Annotated in this window: 21 protein-coding genes; 14 read left to right on the top strand and 7 right to left on the bottom strand. The window is 67.7% G+C overall.

Annotated features, from left to right (window positions below; genetic code table 11):
• Positions 1-71: 71 nt before the first annotated feature.
• Positions 72-1,220: an NAD(P)/FAD-dependent oxidoreductase gene (locus tag ACFCV3_RS03035; RefSeq protein WP_376025580.1), complete on the top strand. Its 1,149-nt coding sequence runs from the start codon at positions 72-74 to the stop codon at positions 1,218-1,220.
• On the opposite strand, the gene ACFCV3_RS03030 is transcribed toward ACFCV3_RS03035, so the two are convergent.
• On the bottom strand, positions 1,141-1,977 hold the full coding sequence (locus ACFCV3_RS03030; RefSeq protein ID WP_376025578.1) for a helix-turn-helix domain-containing protein: 837 nt from the start codon (positions 1,975-1,977) through the stop codon (positions 1,141-1,143). The two genes, ACFCV3_RS03035 and ACFCV3_RS03030, sit on opposite strands and share 80 nt — an antisense overlap.
• A gap of 121 nt (positions 1,978-2,098) precedes the next feature.
• Between ACFCV3_RS03030 and ACFCV3_RS03025 the strand changes: the two genes are divergently transcribed.
• From ACFCV3_RS03025 to ACFCV3_RS03010, 4 genes are all read left to right on the top strand, one after another.
• Entirely contained in the window at positions 2,099-2,980 is an 882-nt protein-coding gene (locus tag ACFCV3_RS03025; protein ID WP_376025577.1) for an ABC transporter ATP-binding protein, read from the top strand.
• Positions 2,977-3,825, top strand: a complete 849-nt coding sequence (locus tag ACFCV3_RS03020) for an ABC transporter permease (protein WP_376025575.1) — start codon at positions 2,977-2,979, stop codon at positions 3,823-3,825. Before ACFCV3_RS03025 ends, ACFCV3_RS03020 begins: the two co-directional genes overlap by 4 nt.
• Before the next feature lie 1,260 nt (positions 3,826-5,085).
• Complete coding sequence (locus tag ACFCV3_RS03015; protein ID WP_376025573.1) at positions 5,086-5,349, top strand: hypothetical protein; 264 nt, start codon at positions 5,086-5,088, stop codon at positions 5,347-5,349.
• Between the two features lie 67 nt (positions 5,350-5,416).
• The gene (locus ACFCV3_RS03010) at positions 5,417-6,457 is read left to right on the top strand and encodes a LacI family DNA-binding transcriptional regulator (RefSeq protein ID WP_376025572.1); all 1,041 of its coding nucleotides are present in this window, start codon (positions 5,417-5,419) and stop codon (positions 6,455-6,457) included.
• On the opposite strand, the gene ACFCV3_RS03005 is transcribed toward ACFCV3_RS03010, so the two are convergent.
• Positions 6,428-7,402, bottom strand: coding sequence for an aldo/keto reductase (locus tag ACFCV3_RS03005; RefSeq protein WP_376025571.1), 975 nt, complete (start codon positions 7,400-7,402; stop codon positions 6,428-6,430). The genes ACFCV3_RS03010 and ACFCV3_RS03005 overlap by 30 nt on opposite strands.
• Before the next feature lie 176 nt (positions 7,403-7,578).
• Here ACFCV3_RS03005 and ACFCV3_RS03000 point away from each other — a divergent pair, with 176 nt between their 5' ends.
• From ACFCV3_RS03000 to ACFCV3_RS02990, 3 genes are read left to right on the top strand one after another with little or no spacing between them, the layout of a single operon-like run.
• Positions 7,579-8,823, top strand: a complete 1,245-nt coding sequence (locus ACFCV3_RS03000; protein WP_376025569.1) for an MFS transporter — start codon at positions 7,579-7,581, stop codon at positions 8,821-8,823.
• Positions 8,820-9,812, top strand: coding sequence for a TolB family protein (locus ACFCV3_RS02995; protein WP_376025568.1), 993 nt, complete (start codon positions 8,820-8,822; stop codon positions 9,810-9,812). Before ACFCV3_RS03000 ends, ACFCV3_RS02995 begins: the two co-directional genes overlap by 4 nt.
• A 44-nt stretch (positions 9,813-9,856) precedes the next feature.
• Complete coding sequence (locus tag ACFCV3_RS02990) at positions 9,857-11,455, top strand: discoidin domain-containing protein (RefSeq protein WP_376025566.1); 1,599 nt, start codon at positions 9,857-9,859, stop codon at positions 11,453-11,455.
• 59 nt (positions 11,456-11,514) lie between these two features.
• On the opposite strand, the gene ACFCV3_RS02985 is transcribed toward ACFCV3_RS02990, so the two are convergent.
• Positions 11,515-11,961 carry an SRPBCC family protein gene (locus tag ACFCV3_RS02985; RefSeq protein ID WP_376025565.1) on the bottom strand — a complete coding sequence of 149 codons (447 nt, stop codon included), beginning with the start codon at positions 11,959-11,961 and terminating at the stop codon, positions 11,515-11,517.
• A 185-nt stretch (positions 11,962-12,146) separates the two neighbouring features.
• On the opposite strand from ACFCV3_RS02985, the gene ACFCV3_RS02980 reads away from it, so the two are divergent.
• The 4 genes from ACFCV3_RS02980 (at position 12,147) to ACFCV3_RS02965 (ending at position 16,445) form a co-directional block, all read left to right on the top strand.
• Positions 12,147-13,541, top strand: coding sequence for an FAD-binding oxidoreductase (locus ACFCV3_RS02980; protein ID WP_376025564.1), 1,395 nt, complete (start codon positions 12,147-12,149; stop codon positions 13,539-13,541).
• 33 nt (positions 13,542-13,574) lie between these two features.
• On the top strand, positions 13,575-14,045 hold the full coding sequence (locus tag ACFCV3_RS02975) for a MarR family winged helix-turn-helix transcriptional regulator (protein WP_376025562.1): 471 nt from the start codon (positions 13,575-13,577) through the stop codon (positions 14,043-14,045).
• Positions 14,042-15,274, top strand: a complete 1,233-nt coding sequence (locus ACFCV3_RS02970) for an MFS transporter (protein ID WP_376025561.1) — start codon at positions 14,042-14,044, stop codon at positions 15,272-15,274. Before ACFCV3_RS02975 ends, ACFCV3_RS02970 begins: the two co-directional genes overlap by 4 nt.
• Positions 15,275-15,335: 61 nt before the next feature.
• Positions 15,336-16,445 carry an alpha/beta hydrolase family protein gene (locus ACFCV3_RS02965; RefSeq protein ID WP_376025559.1) on the top strand — a complete coding sequence of 370 codons (1,110 nt, stop codon included), beginning with the start codon at positions 15,336-15,338 and terminating at the stop codon, positions 16,443-16,445.
• Here ACFCV3_RS02965 and ACFCV3_RS02960 read toward each other — a convergent pair.
• The gene (locus ACFCV3_RS02960; protein ID WP_376025558.1) at positions 16,442-16,870 is read right to left on the bottom strand and encodes a GNAT family N-acetyltransferase; all 429 of its coding nucleotides are present in this window, start codon (positions 16,868-16,870) and stop codon (positions 16,442-16,444) included. The genes ACFCV3_RS02965 and ACFCV3_RS02960 overlap by 4 nt on opposite strands.
• Before the next feature lie 35 nt (positions 16,871-16,905).
• Between ACFCV3_RS02960 and ACFCV3_RS02955 the strand changes: the two genes are divergently transcribed.
• A complete protein-coding gene (locus ACFCV3_RS02955; RefSeq protein ID WP_376025556.1) occupies positions 16,906-17,544 on the top strand; it encodes a hypothetical protein in 639 nt (212 codons plus the stop codon).
• On the opposite strand, the gene ACFCV3_RS02950 is transcribed toward ACFCV3_RS02955, so the two are convergent.
• Positions 17,527-18,285: an AIM24 family protein gene (locus ACFCV3_RS02950; RefSeq protein ID WP_132415606.1), complete on the bottom strand. Its 759-nt coding sequence runs from the start codon at positions 18,283-18,285 to the stop codon at positions 17,527-17,529. The genes ACFCV3_RS02955 and ACFCV3_RS02950 overlap by 18 nt on opposite strands.
• 125 nt (positions 18,286-18,410) lie before the next feature.
• On the opposite strand from ACFCV3_RS02950, the gene ACFCV3_RS02945 reads away from it, so the two are divergent.
• On the top strand, positions 18,411-19,514 hold the full coding sequence (locus tag ACFCV3_RS02945) for a glycosyltransferase (RefSeq protein ID WP_376025554.1): 1,104 nt from the start codon (positions 18,411-18,413) through the stop codon (positions 19,512-19,514).
• On the opposite strand, the gene ACFCV3_RS02940 is transcribed toward ACFCV3_RS02945, so the two are convergent.
• Positions 19,507-20,355 carry a Gfo/Idh/MocA family oxidoreductase gene (locus ACFCV3_RS02940; protein WP_376025552.1) on the bottom strand — a complete coding sequence of 283 codons (849 nt, stop codon included), beginning with the start codon at positions 20,353-20,355 and terminating at the stop codon, positions 19,507-19,509. The genes ACFCV3_RS02945 and ACFCV3_RS02940 overlap by 8 nt on opposite strands.
• Entirely contained in the window at positions 20,352-21,341 is a 990-nt protein-coding gene (locus tag ACFCV3_RS02935) for a Gfo/Idh/MocA family protein (protein ID WP_376025550.1), read from the bottom strand. The genes ACFCV3_RS02940 and ACFCV3_RS02935 overlap by 4 nt, the downstream gene beginning before the upstream one ends.
• Between the last annotated feature and the right edge of the window lie 10 nt (positions 21,342-21,351).

Raw genomic sequence — 21,351 nt, 5'->3', positions numbered from 1 at the left:
GCCAGCCCTGTCGGCGTGAACCTGTTCGAACACCCTCGAACACTGAGTAGACCAATGGGAGACTGGGTGCCGTGTGGGATCTGGTGATCGTCGGCGCCGGACCGGCCGGGGCCGCGGCCGCTCTGGGCGCGCTCGCGGTCGACCCGGGGCTGTCTGTATTACTAGTGGACCGCCACGACTTTCCCCGCGACAAGACCTGCGGCGACGGGATCGCTCCGCACGTCTTCGACCTCCTGGCTGCGGTCGGCGTGACCGGGCTGGTGGACGACTGGACCCCGGTACGGCGCTTCGTGCTGACCAACGGGGTTGTCGGAGTGAAGCGCGATATGGCCCGGCCGAACTGGGTTGTCCCACGCGCTGTCTTCGACCACCGGCTGGTGGCGGCTGCCCAGGCAGCGGGTGCTGAGTTCGTTCGCCGCCGAGTGCGCCGACTCGACCTCGGGGCGCTCAGGGTCGAGGACCTGGAGGCTCGCTGCGTGATCGGTGCGGACGGGGCGCACTCCGTCGTACGGCGGGAGCTCGGCGTACCGCCGGGGCCGGTCGCACTGGCGATCCGCGGGTACGCGCCCACTCCGCCGGGACGTGCCGCCAGTCAGGTGATCGCGTACGGCGCCGGCCGGCAACCGTCGTACGCCTGGTCCTTCGATCGCGGCGACGGTCTGTCGAATGTCGGGTACGGCGAACGCCTCGCCGCCGACCGTCCGCATCCGACCCGCGCCGAGCTGTTCACGCAACTGGAGGCTCTTCTTCCTGGCGCAACTGCGGGCGGTGGCGAGTGGCAAGGTCACCATCTGCCGCTCACGGGCTGGTCTTGGCGACCGACCAAGGGGCGGGTTCTGCTCGCCGGTGACGCGGCCGGTCTGATCAACCCGATGACCGGCGAGGGGATCTACTACGCGATCGCGACCGGTCTCCTCGCCGGACGTGCCGCCGCGGAATCCCTGCGTGGCAACGAGTCTGACCCCAGTCGCCGCTACGACCGCAGCGTCCGCAAACTCCTCGGCCGGCACATCCGCCATACGGCGCTGACGGCCTATCTCACCAACTCGCCGCACGTGCTCACCCGTGGCATCCGCGCGGCCGCGGCCGATCAGGGTGTCTTCGACGACCTGGTGGAACTCGGCCTGGCCGAGGGCACGGTCACTCCCCGCCTGCTGCGAGGACTGCTCGCTGCTCGGGGGACAGCCGAGCAACTGCCGCGACGTCCAGCGCGGTCTTGATCCGGTCGACCGGCCAGTCCAGTACGGCGGCCAGCCGGTCGGCGTCGAGCACCCGGCCGGCCTCCCGGTACGCCGCGAGAATCGTCAGCGCATCGTCGATGACGGCGAACCCGGGCCCGCCGCTCATGTCGTCGGCGAGCTGATGGAAGAAGTCGGCCATCAGCGCGAGCCGACGACCGGCCGGACTGTCGGAGCCGAACAACTCGATCCCCTCGGTCGCGATCTCGGCCCAGCTCTCATTGGTGCGTGAACTGGCCTGCCACGCCTTCTGCCAGACGTCTTCGGCCATCACATAGTGCTGCAGCCGGCGCCGCGGATCAGCCTCGCGATGCAGCATCCCGACCTGCTCCAGGTAGCCGATGGCCTTCGAGATCGAGGCCGGGCTGACGTGCAGCGAGGCGACGAGCTCGGCCGCGGTCAGGCTGCGGCTCTCCGCGGTGTAGAGCTGGACGAGAACGCGCGCCGCCATCCGGGGGACTCCGCCCTCGACCATGATCGCGGCGAACCGCTCGGCGTACTCATGGGTGTCACCCGTCGGAGGCGGGCTCTGCGGCCGCAGCCGGCGAGCCCGGAACGAGGTGGCGTAATGCGCATGATCGGCGCGGTACGCACGCGCGCCACCGTTGCGGGCGATCTCCCGGCTGATCGTCGAGGTCGGCCGGTCGAGCTGCCGCGCGATCTCGGCGTACCCAAGTCCTTCGCTCAGGCCGGCCGCGATCGTCCGTCGTTCCTGCTGGGTGAGTCGGCCACCTGGCATGGGTTCCTCCGCGAGCCTTCATCTCTAGTCATTGCAACATCAGTGCATTCACCGTCATATGATTGCACAGATCCCGCTCGGTGAGCTTTCCTGCAGGATAAACGCAACGTAGCTTTCGGGTATGAGTAAAGGCATAGTGACGGTCGACGGGCTGCGGATGCGGTACGGCGATGTCGAGGTTCTGCATGAGGTTTCGTTCGAGGCTCGGGCGGGGGAGGTGCTGACGCTGCTCGGGCCGAACGGGGCTGGGAAGAGCACCACGATCGAGATCCTCGAGGGCTTCCGGCTCCGCTCGGCCGGCCGGGTCGAGGTGCTCGGGACCGATCCGGGTCAGGCCGATGAGAGCTGGCGGGCGCGGGTCGGGATCGTGCTGCAGTCCTGGCGTGACCACGGCAACTGGCGGGTCGGTGAGCTGCTGCAACACCTCGGTTCCTACTACACGCCGTACGCGACGGCCGGAGCTGTGCGGCCTTGGCCGACCGGCGAACTGCTCGCCGCGGTCGGTCTGACCGAGAGAGCGGATCACAAGATCCGAACGCTCTCGGGTGGTCAGCGGCGGCGGCTCGACGTGGCGATCGGCATTGTCGGGCGGCCTGAGTTGCTGTTTCTGGACGAACCGACAACCGGGTTCGATCCCGAGGCACGGCGTGAGTTCCACGAACTGGTGAGCCGGTTGGCCGCGGAGTACGGAACGACGATCCTGCTCACCACCCACGATCTCGACGAGGCCAGCCGGCTCGCGGATCGGATCATGATCATGACCAGCGGCCGGATCGTCGCCGTCGGGACACCGAGCGAGCTCACGGCAGCCATTGCCGGTGCGGACGAGGTGCGGTGGAGCGTCGATGGGCAGCGATTCCACAAGCAGATCGCTGACTCCACGGAATTCGTGCGCGGCCTGTTCGCCCAGTACGGCGAAGAGCTCCGTGAACTCGAGGTCCGCCGGGCCTCGCTGGAAGACACCTATCTCGCGCTGGTGCGCGGTCAGGAGGTTGCGGCATGACGCCCCGAGGCGCAGCGATCCGAGCCGGTTGGCGGCGCGGACTGATCGAGTTGCGGCAGTCGTTCACCAATGGGCCCGAGTTGGTTAGCCACTTCCTGTGGCCGGCGCTCACCCTGGCTGCACTGTTCTTCTTACGCCACCGCGACTTCGGATCGAGCGGGTTGCTCCTCGGTGCGCTGGCCCTGCCGAGCATTCTCGGCATGAACGCAGCGATGGGCATGGTCGCCATGAGCCAGCAGTTGACGGCCGATCGGGAGGACGGCACGTTGCTGCGGGCCAAGGCGACACCGCACGGCATGCTCGGCTATCTGATCGGCAAGGTCGTCTCGGTGGCCGGCTCCCTGCTGGTGGATCTCCTGATCGTCCTGATCCCGGGACTCATCATCGTCGGCGGTCTCTCGGTCGATACCTCCGGCTGGCTCACCCTGATCTGGGTGCTTTTACTTGGGATGATTGCAACGCTGCCGATCGGCGCGGTCCTGGGATCGGTCTTCACCAGCGCCCGGGCGCAGGGCCTGATCCAGCTGCCGATGCTCGGGTTCATCGCGATCTCGGGCATCTTCTACCCGCTGACCGCGCTGCCCACCTGGCTCGAGTGGATCGGTCAGCTGACCCCGATCTACTGGATGGGGCTCGGGATGCGGTCGGCACTCCTGCCCGGCGAAGCGGTCGTGGTCGAGGTAAGCCAATCGTGGCGGCACCTCGAGACGGCCGGCGTTCTCGGCCTCTGGGCCGTGGCCGGGCTACTGCTCGCCCCGATCGTCCTGCGCCGGATGGCACGCCGCGAGTCCGGATCAGCGGTCGCCGACCGCCGCGAACGAGCACTGCGAAGCGCCGTCAGGTGAACCCCAAGGCCAGGTGATTGAGGCTCACTGCATGAGCCGGTACGACGCTGAGCCCCGGCCAGCCATGCACGGGGCCAGCAGGTGGTTGGGGGGTGCTCAAGGTGAGTCGGCCGGTCGACCTTGAGCACGGTTCAACCGTTCGGGGCGGGCGGCAGGTGGTTGGTGGAGTCTCAAGGTGGCGCCGGACCACGATCTCGGGTCCCCGGGGCTGGTCGGCGTGAGTTACACGGTAGTTTTTCGGCGCATAGACCCGAAAAGTCACCGCACAACGCAAAACCCCCAGCATCACGCACCCCAGCCACAGCCCGTCAGCCCCAGGCAAGGCGAAACCGCGGTCACCGGACCTCGCCATCCGGCTCAGCCATCTGCGGTGGCTCACCCTCTGGTTTTGTCGGCCGTCTTTGGCGGTCGAGTGGGCTGAGGCGCGAAAGTTCTCGGCCGGGGACGTGCGCTGTGGTTGATCGCCGCGTCCGGCCGATCTGAAAGAAAGCATGGCTGGGCGCCGCGGTGGCTGGGGTGGATGGCGAGGTCCGGTGACCGCGGTTCCACGTTGCTTGGGGTTGCCGGGCTATGGCTGGGGAAGGTGAGTCCCGGCGCGTGGAAGTGACCGTTGCAGGAGGCTGGGGTGGATGTGTGCCTGCCTGGCACAGTTTTCTCCCCATCCGGTTCGCGGAAGGGGTCGGCACGGCGTCCTCCTAACGGCCGAACACCCGGAGGCGGGCAAACCGGTCCTTCGGCCGTTGGCTCGGGGTGGTTGACGTCCGAACATCCGGAGACGGGGGCTCCCGTCCCTCGGGCGTTGGCTCGGGGTGGTGGTTAGCGTCCGAACATCCGGAGGCGGGCTCTCCGGTCCTTCGGACGGTAGGTGGGGGTGACGTCCGACGGTTCGGAGAGCACGGCTGCGGGGGTTGCGGGCGTGTGGCGGGGGAGTGGGGTATCGGGGTGGCTGGGGTCACCGGGTGGGCTTCAGGTGAACCGGTTAGCTCGGTGGATCGTTGGTACTGGTTGGTACCCCCGGAGGAGCGTTAGGAATGAGTGAAGATTGGGCGTCCAGATGGGCCTGGGCTTCAGCCTGTGGTGCTAGGCGCGTTAGATTTGATCAAATCTGACAAGCGTCCAGGGAGCGTGAGCGTGCATGCAGGGTCTGACCACCGCGATTCGGTCGGGCTTGTCTGCCCTCCTTCCGGGGCGGCCGAGTCTGCTGAGCCTGTGGCGAGGTCCGGCGCGCGGCCTGCTTCAGGGGCTGCCGAGAGCTGGGCAGTGCTGAGCAAGGTACTCGGCGCGGCGGGGGTGCTTCTGCTGCTGACCGGGTTGTTCCTCGCTACTCGACCGCTGCACGTCGACAGTGTCAGTTGCGGTTCGGTGTACGCGCCGGACAAGGGCATCACGCCGATGCAGTGCGACACCCGGCTGGACCAGCGGATGAATCTGGTCGCCGGTCTGGCCGGTGGCGGGCTCGTCATCGCGGTGGCCGGGTTCGGGTTCGCGGCCGTCCGGGAACGCCGTACCCAGGTCGGTTCCTGACTCTCTTTGCGGACTAGGCCTTAAGGCAAAGGTATACAGGCGACCAAAGACCTCTAGGGTGGCCTGTATGAAGAAGGCCTCCGTGGTGACGATGGCTGACGTCGCCCGGTCCGCGGGGGTGTCGACCATGACTGTGTCCAACGTCGTCAACGGTCGGCCGCGGGTCGGTGCGGCGACCCGGGAGCGGGTGCTGGCGGCGATCACCGAGCTCGGCTACCAGGTGAACCTGGCCGCGCGGCATCTGCGCGCGGGCCGGACCGGTGTGATCGGGCTGGCCGTGCCTGAGCTCGAGCGCCCGTACTTCGCCCAGTTGGCCGGCCGGCTCGCGGATCGCTTCGATGCGCACGGTCTGCGGATCGTGATGGAGCGCACCGGCGCGAGTCGCGAGGGCGAGCTCGAGGCGGTCGCGTTCTCCCGGCTGCGGATGTACGACGGCCTGATCCTCAGCGTGGTCGACATCGACCCCGGGGAGTTGTCCCGGCTCAACACCGATGCGCCGGTGGTGATGATCGGCGAGCGGGCACTGCCCTCGCGGTTCGACCATGTGCGGATGGACAACATCGGTGGTGCCCGGATGGCGACCGAGCAGCTGCTCTCGACCGGTGCCCGGCGGGTGGCGATGATCGGCGGTGATCCGTCCGGGAGTGCGACCATGCCGGGCCTGCGCGCGAGCGGTTACGCACTCGCGCACGAGGAGGCCGGCGTACCGGTCGATCCGTTGCTGAACGTGCCGTCCAACTTCGGGCTGCGGGACGGGTACGACGCGATCCGGTCGTTGCTCGATCGCGGTATCTCGTTCGACGCGGTGTTCGCGCTGACCGATGTGGTGGCGATGGGAGCACTCCGGGCGCTGGCGGATGCGGAGCTCCGGGTGCCTGCCGACGTCCAGGTGATCGGGTTCGACGATCTGGACGAGGCGGCCTATCTGGTGCCGTCGTTGTCATCGATCAACCCGGGCCACGAGCAGATGGCCGAGGAGATCACCTCCCGCATGCTGGCGCACCTCGGCGGTGCCGAGCCGGCGGGTCCGCACGAGCTGACCGTCCCGGCACGCCTGGTGCTGCGCGGTACGACGAGATCAGGCCAGGAGGCCGGCGATCTCCTGTAGTTGCTGGGGTTTCAGCGGTCCGAACTCGAGCGCCCGAGCGTTCTCCTCGGCCTGAACGACCGTCCGGAATCCGGGGATCGGCACTGTCCGCGGACTGCGCGCCCACAACCAAGCCAGCGCGCCCTGGGCCAGGGTGCGCCCATCGCTCTGCAGCACCTCGCGGATCGCGTTGACTTTCTCCCACCACTCCGGAGCCGGTACGCCGCCCTTGTCGAAGAAGCGCAGCCAGGACGGCGGCAGGCTGCGGATGTCCGCACCAGTGGCCGGCCTGGTGGCGTCGCGCCGGCCGAGGATGCCCATCCCGAGCGGGGTCCGGTTGATACTGGCCAGGTCGGCCTGCTCGCAGAAGGCGAAGAAGTCCGCGGCATCGTGCAGGACGCTGGCCTCGTGCTGGATCGCCGAGCAGTGGGTGCCTTCGGCAAACAACTTTGCACTGTGCAAAGTGTCCGTGCTCCAGGCATAGCTGCGAATGAGGCCTTCGGCAACCAGTTCCTCGCAGGCTGCTCGCAGCGGCAGTGCCACCTCGTCGCTGGTGTCGAAGTGCAACTGGTAAAGATCGAGGTAGTCGGTGCCGAGGCGGTCCAGCGAGGCCTGAACGGCCTTGCGCAGGTACTCCGGCGATCCGTCCTGCTCGTGCATGACTCGCGTTGTCTCGTCGAAGGTGTTGCCCCACTTGCTGGCGATCACGACCTGGTCCCGGCGGCCCTCCAGCGCTTTGCCGAGAACGCGCTCGCTGTGCCCGGCGCCGTACACGTCGGCGGTGTCGAAGAACGTCACGCCGAGCTCGATCGCGCGCCGGATCGCCCGGATCGACTCCTCGTCGTCGACCTCGCCCCACCCGAGCGGGTCGCCGGCCGGATTGCTGAACGGACCGCCGATCGCCCAGCAGCCGAACCCGACCGGGCTGACCTCGATCCCTACTCGTCCCAAGCTGCGCATCTCCATGGCGTTCAGCCAACCAGTCAGCCCGTTATTCGTCCAATAGTTGTTTGAAGGCATGTTCATGCATGAAACGCATGAACACCGAGCACTGGACGAGTTGTTCACCGAGGGTTTACCTTGGCTCGGACTGTTAGGTAACCTTCCTAACAATTCTCTCCGGCACGCCCCACGGAGGTTGTATGTACCTAGCCGGAACCCGGGCCGCTGACCAGGCCGCTGCCCGGGCGACACCAGAGCGCACGGTCCTCGGCCGGGTCCCCGGGACCGTCGTTGCGCTGGGCGTCGTCAGCCTGGTGACGGACATTTCCTCGGAGATGGTGACCGCGATTCTGCCGCTCTACCTGGTCTTCGGACTCGGTCTGAACCCGCTGCAGTTCGGGCTGCTCGACGGCCTGTACGCCGGTGCGACCGCCGTACTGCGGTTGGTCGGTGGGCATGTCGCCGACCGCTGGCAACGTCTGAAAGCCGTTGCAGGCATCGGGTACGGCGTCTCGGCAGTCGCGAAACTGGGGTTCCTGGTGGCCGGTTCCTCGGTGCCCGCGATCGGCGCCGTACTGGCCGTCGACCGGGCCGGGAAGGGCATCCGCACCGCACCGCGGGACGCCTTGATCTCGCTGAGCAGCACCCCCGAAACCCTCGGGCGCTCGTTCGGTGTCCATCGGACCATGGACACGATCGGCGCCGCTCTCGGCCCGTTGGCGGCGACCGCGGTGCTCTGGGCGGCGCTCGGCAACTACAACGCCGTCTTCGTCACCAGCTTCTCGTTGGCAACCTGTGCCGTACTGCTGCTGATGGTTCTGGTCCCGAACCGGACGCGGCTCAGCACCGAGCCGGCGAAGAACAAACCGTCCTTCCGCACCATGCTGGGTTTGTTGCGCGAGGCAAGCTTCCGGCGCTGCTGTGTCTGGGCCGCGGCGCTCGGGCTCTTCACCGTCACCGATTCGTTCCTCTACCTGGCGCTGCAACGCCGGTGGGACATCGACGGCCGCCTGTTCCCGTTGCTGCCACTCGGTACGGCGGGTGCGTTCCTCCTGCTCGCGATTCCGCTCGGCCGGCTCGGCGACCGCATTGGTCGCTGGAAGATCTTCATCGCCGGACACCTGGCGCTGGTCGTCGCGGTCCTGCTGGTCTGCGGTCCGATCGGCAACTGGTGGCTGGCTCTCGCCTTGCACGGAGCGTTCTACGCAGCCACCGACGGCGTACTGCCGGCAGCCGCCGGCCCGATGCTTCCCAAGGAACTTCGGGCGTCGGGGCTCGCCGTCCTGCAGACCGGTCAGGCGTTGGCGCGGATGGTCTCGGCCGTCACCGTCGGACTGCTCTGGACGTTGTGGGATGTCGGGCCTGCCCTGCTCCTGTTCACTGCGGCCCTGCTGACGGTGACCGTCGCCGCGGCCGTGATCCGACCGTTGGAGGCTGCACGATGAGGAAGATCATCGCCCTGATCGCCGGATTCGCCGTACTGCTGGGTGGTGCCGTCGCGTACGTCGTCTCCGCGCGACATGGCGGTGCCGCCGTGAACGCCGTACCGGTGAGCACCGGGCAGACGCTCGCCCTGGAACCGTCGACGCTGTTCTTCCGCAATCTCGCCGACGGGCCGGACCGGGGGAAACTCGCGGCCGTCCCGGCAGCCGATCCGGCAGCGGCCAGACGTGTCGGGGACTTGTCCTGCGATCGGTTCGCCGCAGCACGGGGTACGGCGATCTGTCTGCGGCTCAAGCCGGACTCGTTACCACCGCTCACCGACCTGATCGTCCTCGACGCGAACCTGAAGGAGGTCTACCGCGAGCCGCTCCCCGGTACGCCGAGCCGCGCCCGGGTCTCGCCCGACGGGCGGACCGTGAACTGGACGCTCTTCGTCACCGGTGACTCCTATGCGGCCACCGGCTTCTCCACCCGGACCGGCTTCTACAACCTGGATACCCAGCGCATGATCAAGTCGGTCGAGACACTGCCGATCTTCGTCGACGGCAACCGCTACTTCGCCGCGGACGTGAACTTCTGGGGGATCACGTTCAGTGCCGACGGCAAGCGGTTCTACCTGACCATGGCCAGCAAGGGCAAGACGTACCTGATCGAAGCCGACAGTGTGAAGTACTACGGTGAAGCGATCGCCCGGAACGTCGAGTGCCCGTCGCTGTCACCGGACGGCCGCCGGATCGCCTACAAGCAAAAGGTTGCCACCGGCAAATGGCGGCTCGCCGTCCTCGACCTCGCCACCCGCAAGGTCACCCACCCACCGGACGACCGGCTGCTCGACGACCAGCCGGTCTGGCGCGACAACAACACCCTGCTCTATCCACTCCGCGCCGCCGACGGGACCACCGACATCTGGTCCGTCGGACTGACCAAACCGCCCACCCTGCTGGTCCGGCATGCCACCAGCCCGTCCCTCGGCGGCGGCCAGAAGCCGTGAGGTCCGCCGAGTCGTCCAGGTCCGCAACGCCCACGGAGGTTGTCATGAGTAAACGAATACGCCGGTTGTCGGCACTGCTGCCACTGGTTCTGGTCGCCGGGGTCGGCGTCTCAGCCGCTACCGCCGGCACCACGGCAGACGTCCTGCTGTCCCGGGGACAACCCGTCCTCGCGTCCAGCATCGAGGACGGCACCTTCCCGGCCGAGAATGCGGTCGACGGCAACACCACGACGCGGTGGGCCAGCGTGGAATACGTTGATCCGCAATGGATCTGGGTCGATCTCGGTCAGGCGGCCGACGTCCACCGGGTCAAACTCAACTGGGAGGCGGCCTACGCGTCGTCGTACCGGATCGAGGTCTCCGACGACGGCACGAACTTCACGACGGCGAAGTCGTTGACCGGCCAGAACGGCGGGACCGACGACATCACCGGACTGACCGGTCACGGCCGGTACGTCCGGATCGTCGGCACGCAGCGCGGCACGGCCTGGGGGTACTCGCTGTTCGAGCTCGAGGTCTACGGCGTCACCGATTCCACCGGTGACACCGAGGCGCCGACGGTGCCGGCCGGGCTGGCGAGCAGCGCGGTGACCGCGAACTCGGTCGGGCTCAGCTGGACCGCGTCGACCGACAACATCGGGGTCAGCGGGTACGACGTCCTGCGCAACGGCGTCGTGGTGGCCACCTCCACGACCACGTCGTACACGGACACCGGGCTGACGGCGGACACGTCGTACAGCTACAGCGTCCGAGCGCGTGATCTGGCCGGCAACGTCTCGGCGGCCAGTCCGGCGATCACGGTGAAGACGAGCACGGGTGGCGGCACCGGTGCCTTCGTGCTCGCCGCCGCCGGTGACATCGCCAAGCAGTGCACAGCGTCCAGCTCGTCCTGCATCCACCCGAAGACGGCGAAGATCGTCGACTTCATCAAGCCGGCCAACGTCGTCACGATGGGCGACAACCAGTACGACGACGCGCACTTGTCGGACTTCCAGAACTACTACGACAAGTCGTGGGGCCGGTTCAAGAGCATCACCAAGCCGTCGGCCGGTAACCACGAGTCGTACTCCTCGCCCGCGTTCGACGGGTACGAGCGGTACTTCGGCACGATCGCGAAGCCGAACGGCAAGCGGTACTACAGCTGGGACAAGGGCAACTGGCACTTCATTGCCCTCGACTCGAACGACTTCGTCAGCGGCGGTTCGCCGTCGGCCCAGATGACGTGGCTGAAGGCCGACCTGGCCGCCACGAACAAGGGTTGTGTCGCGGCCTACTACCACCACCCGCGCTGGAGCACGGGTGCGCGAGGCAGCGTCGGCGACCCCGCGCTGTGGAAGGTGATGACCGACAACAAGGTGGATCTGGTCCTGAACGGGCACGACCACCACTACGAGCGGTTCCACCCGCTGAACAGCAGCGGTGCCCGCGACGACGCGGGCGGAACGGTCGAGATCATCGGCGGCATGGCCGGCGCCAGCCCGTACGAGCTCGGTCCGGCCAAATCCATCACCGCCAAGCGGATGGTCGCTTACGGCGTACTGAAGCTGAACATGACCGACAACTCGTTCACCTCGACACTGCTGGGCCTGAACAACGAGGTTCTTGACAGCAGCCCGACCCGCACCTGCCTCGCGAAGCCCTGATCTTCGCTCTCACCACCGTCCTATTCGCCGGGCCTGGGGCTGCTCGGCGAGTAGGACGGTCAGGGGTTGTGCTGTAGCCGTACGGCCAGGGCGTGGTTCATCGCCACGAACTGCGGCTCGATTGTCTTGCGCAGCATCGACCGGAGGAACGGTACGGCGATACCCCGGAACTCCTCGTCGTGGATCAGCCGGGTGCGCTCACCCGGCAGATCCTCCAGCCGGTAAGTGTGTTTGCCGTCGAACAGACCGCCGAAGCCGACGCGGCTGAGCCAGGTGAGCTCCCGGTTCGGTTCGACGACCAGCACCTTGGGGGTGAAGGTGCGTTCCTTGCCCTCGGTGTCGCGGATGCGGGTGGTGACGGTCGAGCCGGCCGTCAGCTCACCGGTCAGCGAGAAGATGAACGGATTCCACTCGGAGTACGCCGCGTTGTCGGTCAGCACCCGCCAGATCTCCGTCGGGGACGCGTCGAGGTCGATCGTGGTCCGCAGTGCGAAAACCTTGGTCATGATCGGGAACCGTATGCGGACCTGCAGGCCATCACAACTGCAGGCGCCCACCCGCCGGCACGCTCAGCCGGGTCCGGCCGCGCCATTTGTGATGGGCTGGGGGTCCGCGCGATGGTCTGCCCGAAAGGCTCCTCCTGCCCGCGAGCGGCGGATTTAGGCTGACAGGGACCTGGGGAGGAACGCGTATGACGCAGACGGCCGACAGCGGGATCGACGAGTTGCGGACCACGATCGACGGGGTGGTGGTCGGGCCGCGGGATGCGGCGTACGACGATGCCCGGCGGGTCTGGAACGCGGCGATCGATCGGCGGCCGGCCCTGATCGCGCAGTGTGTGAGCGTCGCCGATGTCCGGACGGCCGTCCTCTTCGGGGTGCACAACGGACTGGAGATCTCGATCCGCGGCGGCGCGCACAGCATGTCCGGTGCAGCGGTCGTTGACGACGGATTGATGATCGACGTCAGCGCTCTCAACAAGATCACCGTCGACCCGGAGACGAAGCGCGCTTCGGTCGGCGGCGGCGCCTTGCTATCGGACCTCGATGCCGCCACGGCGGAGTACGGACTGGCAGCGCCGGCCGGGATGATCAGCCATACCGGAGTCGCTGGGCTCACGCTCGGCGGTGGGATGGGCTATCTGACCCGCAAGTTCGGGCTCAGCCTCGACAACGTGCTGTCGGTCCAGATCGTCACCGCCGACGGCCGTGTACTGCGTGCCGCTGCCGACGAGAATCCCGAGCTCTACTGGGCCGTTCGTGGTGGTGGCGGCAACTTCGGGGTCGTCACCGAGTTCGAGTTCCAGCTGCATGAGATGGCGCCGATCGTCCAGTACGGGCTGCTCTGGTGGGACCTCGACCAGGGCGCCGACGTACTGCGGCTTGCCCGGGACCTGGTGCCGAACCTGCCGCGCGAGGTCACCGTGATCATCGGCGCGCTCAATGCGCCGCCGGCCCCGTTCGTACCGGCCGAGTACCAGCTCAAGCCCGGCTACGCGCTGGTCGTCGTCGGCTTCGGGGGCGTCGAGCAGTTCGACGAGATCGTCGGTCAGGTCCGGACGGCGCTGCCGCCGACGGTCGAGTTCACCACCCCGATGCCGTTCACCGAGGTCCAGAAGTCGATCGACGAGCCGAACGCCTGGGGCTTCCACTGCTACGACAAGGGCGCCTATCTCGAGGACCTCACCGACGAGGCGATCGAGGTGATCACCGACCACGTCGCGCGGAAGGTGTCGCCGCTGTCGAACACCCTGTTCTACCGCCTCGACGGCGCCTACTCCGAGATCGGTGACGACGACACCGCCTTCGGGGGCGGCCGCTCACCGCGGTACGCGGTCTTCCTGGTCGCGATCTCGCCGACCGCCGAAGGCCTGCCACCGGAACGCGACTGGGTGCGGGCGTTCTGGGACGAACTCCAGCCGCACACACTCGGCCACGGCAGCTACGTCAACGCGATGGCGGAGTACGACGCCGACCGGGTGCGGGCGTCGTACGGGGAGCAGAAGTACGCGCGGTTGCAGGAGATCAAGACGGTCTACGACCCGGGCAACGTGTTCCACCGGAACATGAACATCAAGCCGTTATAACAGTACTTATATAAGTGCTGTTACGATGGCTCGGTGGATGATCCGACAGAACAGAGTCAGTGGCGGGCGCTCCACCAGTTGCTGGGGCGAATGGACAGTGAGATCGGCCGGGTCTATACCGACCGGGACATTCAAGGGCTGAAGCCCAACTACGTGATGGAGCTGCTGCGGCTCCATCTGCGCGGGCCGATGACGATCACCGAGCTGGCCGAGTCGGTCGGCCGGACGCATTCCGCCCTCAGCCAGAAGGTCGCCGCGATGCGGACGGCCGGGTTGGTGCAGACCGAGGCCGGACCGGACGCCCGCGCCAAGGTGGTTGCGCTGACTCCGAAGGCGCAGGAGCTGGCCGGGTTGCTGGCGGCGGAGTGGCGAGCCACCGAGGCGGCCATCGCCGAGCTCGAGGCCGAGCTGCCGTACCCGATGAGCCAGGTCGTGCGCGATATCGAGGAGGCGCTGGCCCGGAAGAGCTTCTATCAGCGTGTGACCGAGAAGCTCGCCGAATGAAGGGCGTGCTGATCGACCTGGCGCCATTGCGGGCCTCGCGTCCGTTCCGGCGGCTGTGGTGCGGCCAGGTGGTGTCGATCTTCGGTGCGCAGCTGGCTTTCGTCGCGGTGATGTTCCAGGTCTGGGACGAAACGCACAGCACGGCCTGGACCGGCGCGATCGGTCTCGCGCAGGCGTTGCCGCTGATCGTGCTCGGCCTCTTCGCCGGGGCAGCCGTCGACCGGTTCGAACGGCGGCGGTTCTATCTGGTGATCACAATCTGCCAGCTGATCACCGCACTCGTGATGGCGAGTCAACTGGTGATCGGTTCGGTGCCGGTCGGCGTACTGCTCGGATTGGTCTCGATGCAGTCCGCCCTCGGGGCCGCGTCCGGTCCGGCCGCCCGAAGCATCCTCCCGCAACTCCTGCCGCGCGAACTGCTGGCCGGCGGTATCGCGCTCAACCGGATCGCCTTCCAAGGCGCGATGCTGGTCGGCCCGGCTGTCGGTGGAGTGATCGTCGGCGCCTGGGGCCCCAGTACGGCGTACCTGGTCGACGCGTTGACCTTCACCGCTGCCCTGTACGGCGTCCTGGGTCTGCCACTGCTCCGGGTCAAGGGGGAGGTGCGACCCGGGCTGCGTGGGGTGACCGACGGACTGAGGTTCGTGGTGTCGACGCCGGTGATCCGGGGTGCGTTGATCACGGATCTGGCGGTTACCGTGCTGTCGATGCCGATCAGTCTGTTCCCGGCGTTGAACGCGGAGCGGTTCGGTGGTGATCCGCGAACGCTCGGGCTGTTCCTGACGGCGATCGCGGTCGGGGGAGTGGTCGCCTCGGTGCTGTCCGGTTCGTACACCCGACTGCCGCGCCCTGGGATCGTGATGCTGATCGGGGCCGGCAGCTGGGGAATCGCCCTAGGTCTGTTCGCCTTCGCACCGAACCCGTGGTTCGCCTTGGCCTTCCTGGCCGTCGCAGGTGCCGCTGACACGGTCTCGGTCGTTGCCCGCAGCACCATTGTCCAGCTGAACACCCCGAACGAGCTGCTCGGCCGCGTCGCCGCCGCCGAACAGATCGTCGGCAGCGCCGGCCCCAACCTCGGCAACGTCCGCGGCGGCGTCACCGCCCAGTTCACCTCCCCCTTCACCGCCCTGCTCTCGGGCGCCGTCCTCTGCGTAGCCGCAGTCGTCGCGGTGGCCGCGACCACGCCGGGTCTGCGAAAGGCCGTCGTACCGGTGCATTCATCAGACTGATATCCGGTCTCCGTCTTGTGGCGGATCTGCGCTGACAGGGTTCTCTTGGAGGATTGGTGACATGACTGCGCTGACCTTTGACGTGCCCGCTCCAACAGGCCCTGACCGGACCGGCACCAGTGCGCTGCACTTGGCCGACGGTCAACGGGAGCTGATGGTCAGTGTCTGGTATCCGGCCGGCGCGGAGGCCGACGGTGAGGTCGCTCGCTACATGCCGCCGAAACAAGCACTCGCCTGGGATGAGGATCTGCGACTGTCCGCCGATCTCGGCGGAGCTCCGGGCTTCGTCGATCTGGCCAAGGTGCGGACCCACTCGCTGATCGATGTACCGGTTCGGCCGGGAGTGCACCCCGTCGTGCTGTTCTCGCCTGGCTACTACCACAGCCGCTTCCAGAACACCGCGCAGCTCGAGGAGCTCGCCAGTCATGGCTACGTCGTGGTCGCGATCGACCACACGCACGAGACGCCGGTCGAGTTCCCCGGCGGTCGGCTGGTGCCGGGCACTGGCGAGCCGATTGCGACGACTCCGGCGTACAGGTCCGCGATCGCTTCGCGGGTCGCCGATACGCGGTTCGTCCTCGATCAGCTCGCCACGTTCCGCGCGGGCGTCGAGGTAGATGCCGACGGCAAGCTGCTACCGCCTGGCCTGGGGGTTGCGCTCGGTCTGGAGCACATCGGGATGTTCGGCTTCTCGGCCGGCGGCTTCACTACCGCGAGCGCGATGCTCGTCGACCCGCGCATCGCGGCCGGCGCGGACCTCGACGGGCCACTGGCCGACGACAAGATCGAGTCCCCCACGAGCGAGGTCTCCGAGCGCGGCCTGGACCGGCCCTTCCTGTTGTTCGGCTCGGGGGACGACGACCTGTCCTGGGCGCAATTCAGCAAGTCCCACCGGAGCTGGAAGCTGAACCTCCAGCTCCCCGGCGCCACGCACAACGCGTTCACCGACCTCCAGTACATCTACGCCGACCTGCTCCGCCAACTGGTCCCGAACGACCCCGACCTCCGCCAAGTCGCCCTGAGCCGAACCATCGGGACGGTCGACCCCCAGCGCAGCATCCTGGCCCAGCGGACCTACCTGACCGCCTACTTCAACAAGTTCCTACGCCTCGACCCGGCACCCCTGTTGAACGCCCCATCCCCGGACTACCCCGAAGTCACCTTCGTCTAACCCAGCCGCATCAGCACGAAGGGGACGGTGTCGCCCGGCAGCAGGTAGGTCTCCACCTCGACAAACCCATGCTTCTCGGCGAACCGCACTCCGTCCACGTTGCTGGCCAGGATGTGAGCCTCCACCACTGCCCCCTCAGCCCGCTCCATGCAATGCCGATACAACGTCTCCCCGAATCCACGCCTCCGGTACGCCGGGAGCACCCGCGCGATCACCGTCACCGCAGCCGTCTCCTCCGACGGCGGTCGCACAGTCGAACACCCCACCAGCACCTCACCGTCGTACGCCACCTCAAGCACATTGCGGGTAGCGCGCTCCCGAACCTCGTCGACCGACAGCGCCGCAGTCGGGATGATCTCGTTGTGCACCCGCTGCCAGTCAAGCAACGTCACCTCGTCCTGAACCCGCACAATTCTCAACGTCATGACTGCAGATGCTGGCACGTAGTAGCGTCTCTGTCGTGCGGATTCTCTTTGTCGGGAACAGTTTTACGGCGCGGAACAACCTGCCTGGGCTGTTGAAGGGGTTGGCTGGGGCGCGGGGTATCGAGGTTGAGTCGACGCTGATCCAGGCCGGTGGGGCCTCGCTGCGGCAGCATTTGAATGCGGGGAAGGCGTTGGCGGCGCTTGCGGGCGGCGGGTACGACGTGGTCGTGCTGCAGGAGCAGAGCACGTTGCCGGTGAAGAGTCCGGAGCGGTTCCGGGAGAGCGCGCGGGACTTCGATGCCGCGATCAAGGCGGCCGGGGCGCGGACTGCGCTCTACCTGACGTGGGCGCGCCGGAACGCGCCGGAGACCCAGGCTGCCCTCACGAGCGCGTACGGCGGGGCTGCGGTTGAGCTGGGTGCGACGCTGATCCCGGTCGGGATGGTGTGGGAACGGTTCCTCGCCACCCATGACGAACCCGTGCTGCATGACCAGGACAACAGCCACCCGGCCCTGGCCGGTAGCTACCTGGCGGCGTGCGTGTTCCTGATCACCTTACTGGCGGAGGATCCGGTCGGGATCGACGTGCCGGTGAAGGGCCTCGATGCGGACACCGCGACCCTCCTCCAGCAAGCGGCTTGGGATATCTGCGAGGGGCTAGCGTCCGCCGAGTAGCCCACCGAGGACGCCGCCGACGCCACCGTCCTGGCCGCTCTGGGTGCCGCTGCCAGTCCCGCCGATGGCGCCGCCGGGCGGCTCCTCGGACGGCTGGACGACGACGAAGCCCTGGCCGGCGAAGCTCATCGTGAACGCCTCACCCGTGGTCCGGCCGAGCAGGGTACCGAGGCCGATCTGGTCGGCGCGCTGGTAGCCGGTCTGCAGGTTGGTCGACCAGGCGATCGCGGCCTGCGGGTCGGCGTACGTCGGCTGGTCCACCGTCAGCACCACCGGGGTTCCCTTGCAGGTGATCGCGAGCCGGCCCTGGCCGGAGAACGTGCAGTTGAACAGGCCGGCGTTCGACATCATGCCCATGCCCTGGACGCGCTGGATGTCCCAGCTCAGCGTCGGCTCGAACGCGAGCACGTTGGCGCCGTTGATGCTGAGCCCGTCGTGCGGGCCTTCGAGGTCGATCAGATAGACGTCGGAGGCGCGGTCGGCGAGGAAGACATCGCCCTGCCCCTTCATCTTCATCAGCGGGATACCCTCGCCGGTCAGCTTCTGCTTGATGAACTTGCCGATCCCGCCGGACCCCTGCGCCTCGAACTGCACGTTGCCCTGGTACGCGACCATCGCACCCTGCCGCGCGAACACCTCGCCCCGCAGTTCGACCTTCAGCAGCTTCGAGTTCTGCAGCCGCAGTCCCGGCTGCGCCGACTCCTGCTCCTGGTTCTCCGCAGCGAACAGTTGACTACGCACTGACCTACCCCCTCCTGAGAAACAACCCCGAGCGTAGGTTCGGACGCACCCCACGCCGCCGCGGATCCATGGATCCTGCCCCAATTGCAGCCTACTCTGCCCTTACGAGTCGAGGGGATGTGCGGATGCGGTTTGTGTTGCTGACCTGGGGATCGCGCGGAGATGTCGAACCGCTGGCGGGACTTGCGGTCCGGTTGCAGCAGTACGGCGCTGAGGTCGTGCTGTGTGCACCACCCGACGAGGAGTTCCAGGTGCTACTGGACCGGGCCGGCGTACCGCTGGTCCCACTGGGCCCGTCGGTGCGTTCGGTGGTGAACAACCCGAAGCCGCCCACCCGAGAGGACGCGCTCCGGTTGGCGCCCGATCTGGTCGCTGCGCGTTTCGCCGTACTGCCGAAGCTCGCGCAGGGGGCCAAGGCGATCGTCGCCACCGGGCTGATGCCGGCCGGCGCCCGGGACGTGGCCGACAAGCTCGGCATCGGGTACGCGTTTGCCTCGTTCCACACCCTCGGGCTACCGGCCGCGAAGACGAATGAGCTGTACCTCGAGGCGCTGAACAGCAATCGGTCGGCCATCGGCCTGCCACCGGTGGACGACGTACGGTCATATGTCCGCACCGAGCAGTCGTGGCTGGCTGCAGACCCGACGCTCTGGCCGGCCGATGTGGACGACGTTCTTCAGATCGGTGCCTGGACGCTGCCCGACCACCGTCCGCTCCCGGCTGATCTGGAGGCCTTTCTCGATGCCGGCGAACCACCCGTGTACGTCGGGTTCGGCAGCATGGCCGCTCATGCGCCGAAGGACATCGCCCGCCTGACGATCGAGGCGGCCCGAGCTCACGGGCGTCGGGTGTTGCTGGGGCGCGGGTGGGCGGAGCTCGCGGCGATCGACGATCGGAAGGACACGTTCGAGATCGGCGAGGTCAACCAGCAGGCCCTGTTCCCGCGGGTGGCCACGGTCATCCATCACGGTGGTGCCGGGACCACCACGACCGCGGCCAAGGCCGGTACGCCGCAACTCGTCGTACCGCGCCTCGTCGATCAGCCCCGGTGGGCCGCGCGAGTTGCTGAACTCGGTATCGGCTACCAGGATTCGGATCCGACGCTCGAGTCGTTGAGTGCGGGCCTCAGCGTCACCCTGGCGCCCGAGACGCTCGCTCGGGCGCAGGCGGTGGCGCCGACCATCGACACGGACGGTACGACGCGCGCCGCCGAGCTCCTGGTTAGCTGAGCTGCGCGTTGATCTGTTCGAGGACCGTGATCGGCGCGAGCAGAGTCGCGTCGTCGAGCGGTGCTCGGCCGGTGGCGAGCAGCTCGAGGAAGACCTTCAGACCGGGTACGACGTACTGCGCGTCGAGCCGCACGTCGTGGCTCACGAGTCCCTCGCGGCCGACGATCTCGGCGTGGAACGGGACGCGGCCGGTATCGGTCGGCTTCACGAGTTGGAGCGTGACGAGGACGCCGTTGCTGCGGTAGCGGGCGATGACGGTTGCTGCTGTTTGCTCGACCTGGAGGTCTTCGGGCTCGCCGGGGGCGAGGCGCTGGGCGAGGTCGGCGGTGTGGATGCCGTAGAAGAAGATGCCGCTGTACTCGCTGGCGGGATCGGCCGGGCCGGTCACGGTGATCGCCTGGAGTTCGCCGACCTGTTGGGTGCCTTGGGCAAGGGTTTCCGTGTCGGCGAGCCAGCGGACGGCCGAGTACGACGTGACCGGGGTGCTGGTGCGATTCGCGGCATCGATGATGGCCCGGGCGTCCGCCGTACTGGCTGCCATCGGTTTGTCGACCCAGACCGGGACACCGGCGTCGAGGAACGGTACGGCGTGCTCGCGGTGGAGCGCGCCATCGCGGTTGGTGACGATCAGGGCGTCGACACTGCCGATCAGCTCGGTGGACGTCGGGACGAGCTGCGTGATCGCGCCGGCGGCGGCAAGCGCACGGTTGTGCTCGTCATCGGAGCCCACGAGAGCCACGATCCGGGCGGCGTCAGTGATCGGGTGCACGTTGAGGTGGTGGACGATCTCGCGGGCATGGCTGTTCTCGGTCCCGACCAGAGCGATGCGGAACACGTTCATTCGTCCAACTCGACTGGGCGCCCTCGGCGCGCGGACTCGTACACGGCAAGCACGGTCGCCAACGAACGCCGCCCATCAGCCAACCCGACCGCCGGCGCCCGCCCCTCAGTCACCGCCCCCACAAAGTCCCGATACTGCGCCAGATGCGCCAACTCCACCGCACTCCGCTCTCCAACCAGGCCCAAGCCCTCACCCACCGCACCTGCGGTGGTTAGAGCGACTAGGCGGTCGTCGTCCATGGTGGCTGTGCCGCGGTCGCCGTGGATCGACAGGCGGACTGGGCTTCCGGGGTAGGCCGCCGTACTGGCTAGGAGTACGCCGATGGCGCCGCTCTCGAAGGTGATGGTGGCGGCGGCGACGTCTTCGACCTCGATGTTCTCGTGGGCGAGCTGCCCAGTCCGTGCGCTGACTTGGACCGGCTTACCCAGCATCCACACCAGGAGATCCAGGGCGTGGATGCCTTGGTTCATCAGGGCGCCGCCGCCGTCGATGGCGAGCGTCCCGCGCCAGCCGTCGCCGTCGTAGTACGACTGCGGCCGGTAGAACGCGGACTCGACGATCCCGGACGTGATCCGCCCGAGTGCACCGGAGTCGACCGCGTCCTTGATCGTGCGTACCGGTTCCTGGAAGCGGCGCTGGCTGATGACAGACACCGTCAGCCCGGTCTCCTGTTGCACGGCGATGAGGCGGTCGGCCGCGGCGAGCGTGATGTCCACCGGCTTCTCGACCAGCACGTGCTTGCCGGCGTACAAGGCTTCGATCGCGGCGTCCGCGTGCAATGCACTGGGCAGACAGATGCTGACGGCATCGACCTCGGCGTACGCACTGGCCGCTGTGGCGTAGGCGCGAGCGCCGTACTGGTCGGCGAGCTGTTGCGCACGGTCGAGGTCGTGGTCGACGACCGCGACGAGATCGTCGTCGAGGGCTTCGATGAGGCGGGCGTGGACGGTACCGTTCGCACCGGCACCTATGAGGGCGAAGCGCATAGGACCTCCT

Origin of the sequence: Kribbella sp. NPDC056345 (genome assembly GCF_042262745.1) — a bacterium.
In the GTDB taxonomy this organism is placed as follows: Bacteria; Actinomycetota; Actinomycetes; order Propionibacteriales; family Kribbellaceae; genus Kribbella.
The sequence above is the reverse complement of the archived record's forward strand: the minus strand, read 5'-3'. Positions and strand labels throughout refer to the sequence as shown.

Coding starts and splice junctions, on each gene's coding strand:
- ACFCV3_RS03030 (WP_376025578.1), bottom strand. CDS start 1,977: ATGCCAGGTGGCCGACTCACCCAGCAGGAACGACGGACGATCGCGGCC.
- ACFCV3_RS03025 (WP_376025577.1), top strand. CDS start 2,099: ATGAGTAAAGGCATAGTGACGGTCGACGGGCTGCGGATGCGGTACGGC.
- ACFCV3_RS03020 (WP_376025575.1), top strand. CDS start 2,977: ATGACGCCCCGAGGCGCAGCGATCCGAGCCGGTTGGCGGCGCGGACTG.
- ACFCV3_RS03010 (WP_376025572.1), top strand. CDS start 5,417: ATGAAGAAGGCCTCCGTGGTGACGATGGCTGACGTCGCCCGGTCCGCG.
- ACFCV3_RS03005 (WP_376025571.1), bottom strand. CDS start 7,402: ATGGAGATGCGCAGCTTGGGACGAGTAGGGATCGAGGTCAGCCCGGTC.
- ACFCV3_RS03000 (WP_376025569.1), top strand. CDS start 7,579: ATGTACCTAGCCGGAACCCGGGCCGCTGACCAGGCCGCTGCCCGGGCG.
- ACFCV3_RS02995 (WP_376025568.1), top strand. CDS start 8,820: ATGAGGAAGATCATCGCCCTGATCGCCGGATTCGCCGTACTGCTGGGT.
- ACFCV3_RS02990 (WP_376025566.1), top strand. CDS start 9,857: ATGAGTAAACGAATACGCCGGTTGTCGGCACTGCTGCCACTGGTTCTG.
- ACFCV3_RS02985 (WP_376025565.1), bottom strand. CDS start 11,961: ATGACCAAGGTTTTCGCACTGCGGACCACGATCGACCTCGACGCGTCC.
- ACFCV3_RS02980 (WP_376025564.1), top strand. CDS start 12,147: ATGACGCAGACGGCCGACAGCGGGATCGACGAGTTGCGGACCACGATC.
- ACFCV3_RS02970 (WP_376025561.1), top strand. CDS start 14,042: ATGAAGGGCGTGCTGATCGACCTGGCGCCATTGCGGGCCTCGCGTCCG.
- ACFCV3_RS02965 (WP_376025559.1), top strand. CDS start 15,336: ATGACTGCGCTGACCTTTGACGTGCCCGCTCCAACAGGCCCTGACCGG.
- ACFCV3_RS02960 (WP_376025558.1), bottom strand. CDS start 16,870: ATGACGTTGAGAATTGTGCGGGTTCAGGACGAGGTGACGTTGCTTGAC.
- ACFCV3_RS02945 (WP_376025554.1), top strand. CDS start 18,411: ATGCGGTTTGTGTTGCTGACCTGGGGATCGCGCGGAGATGTCGAACCG.
- ACFCV3_RS02940 (WP_376025552.1), bottom strand. CDS start 20,355: ATGAACGTGTTCCGCATCGCTCTGGTCGGGACCGAGAACAGCCATGCC.
- ACFCV3_RS02935 (WP_376025550.1), bottom strand. CDS start 21,341: ATGCGCTTCGCCCTCATAGGTGCCGGTGCGAACGGTACCGTCCACGCC.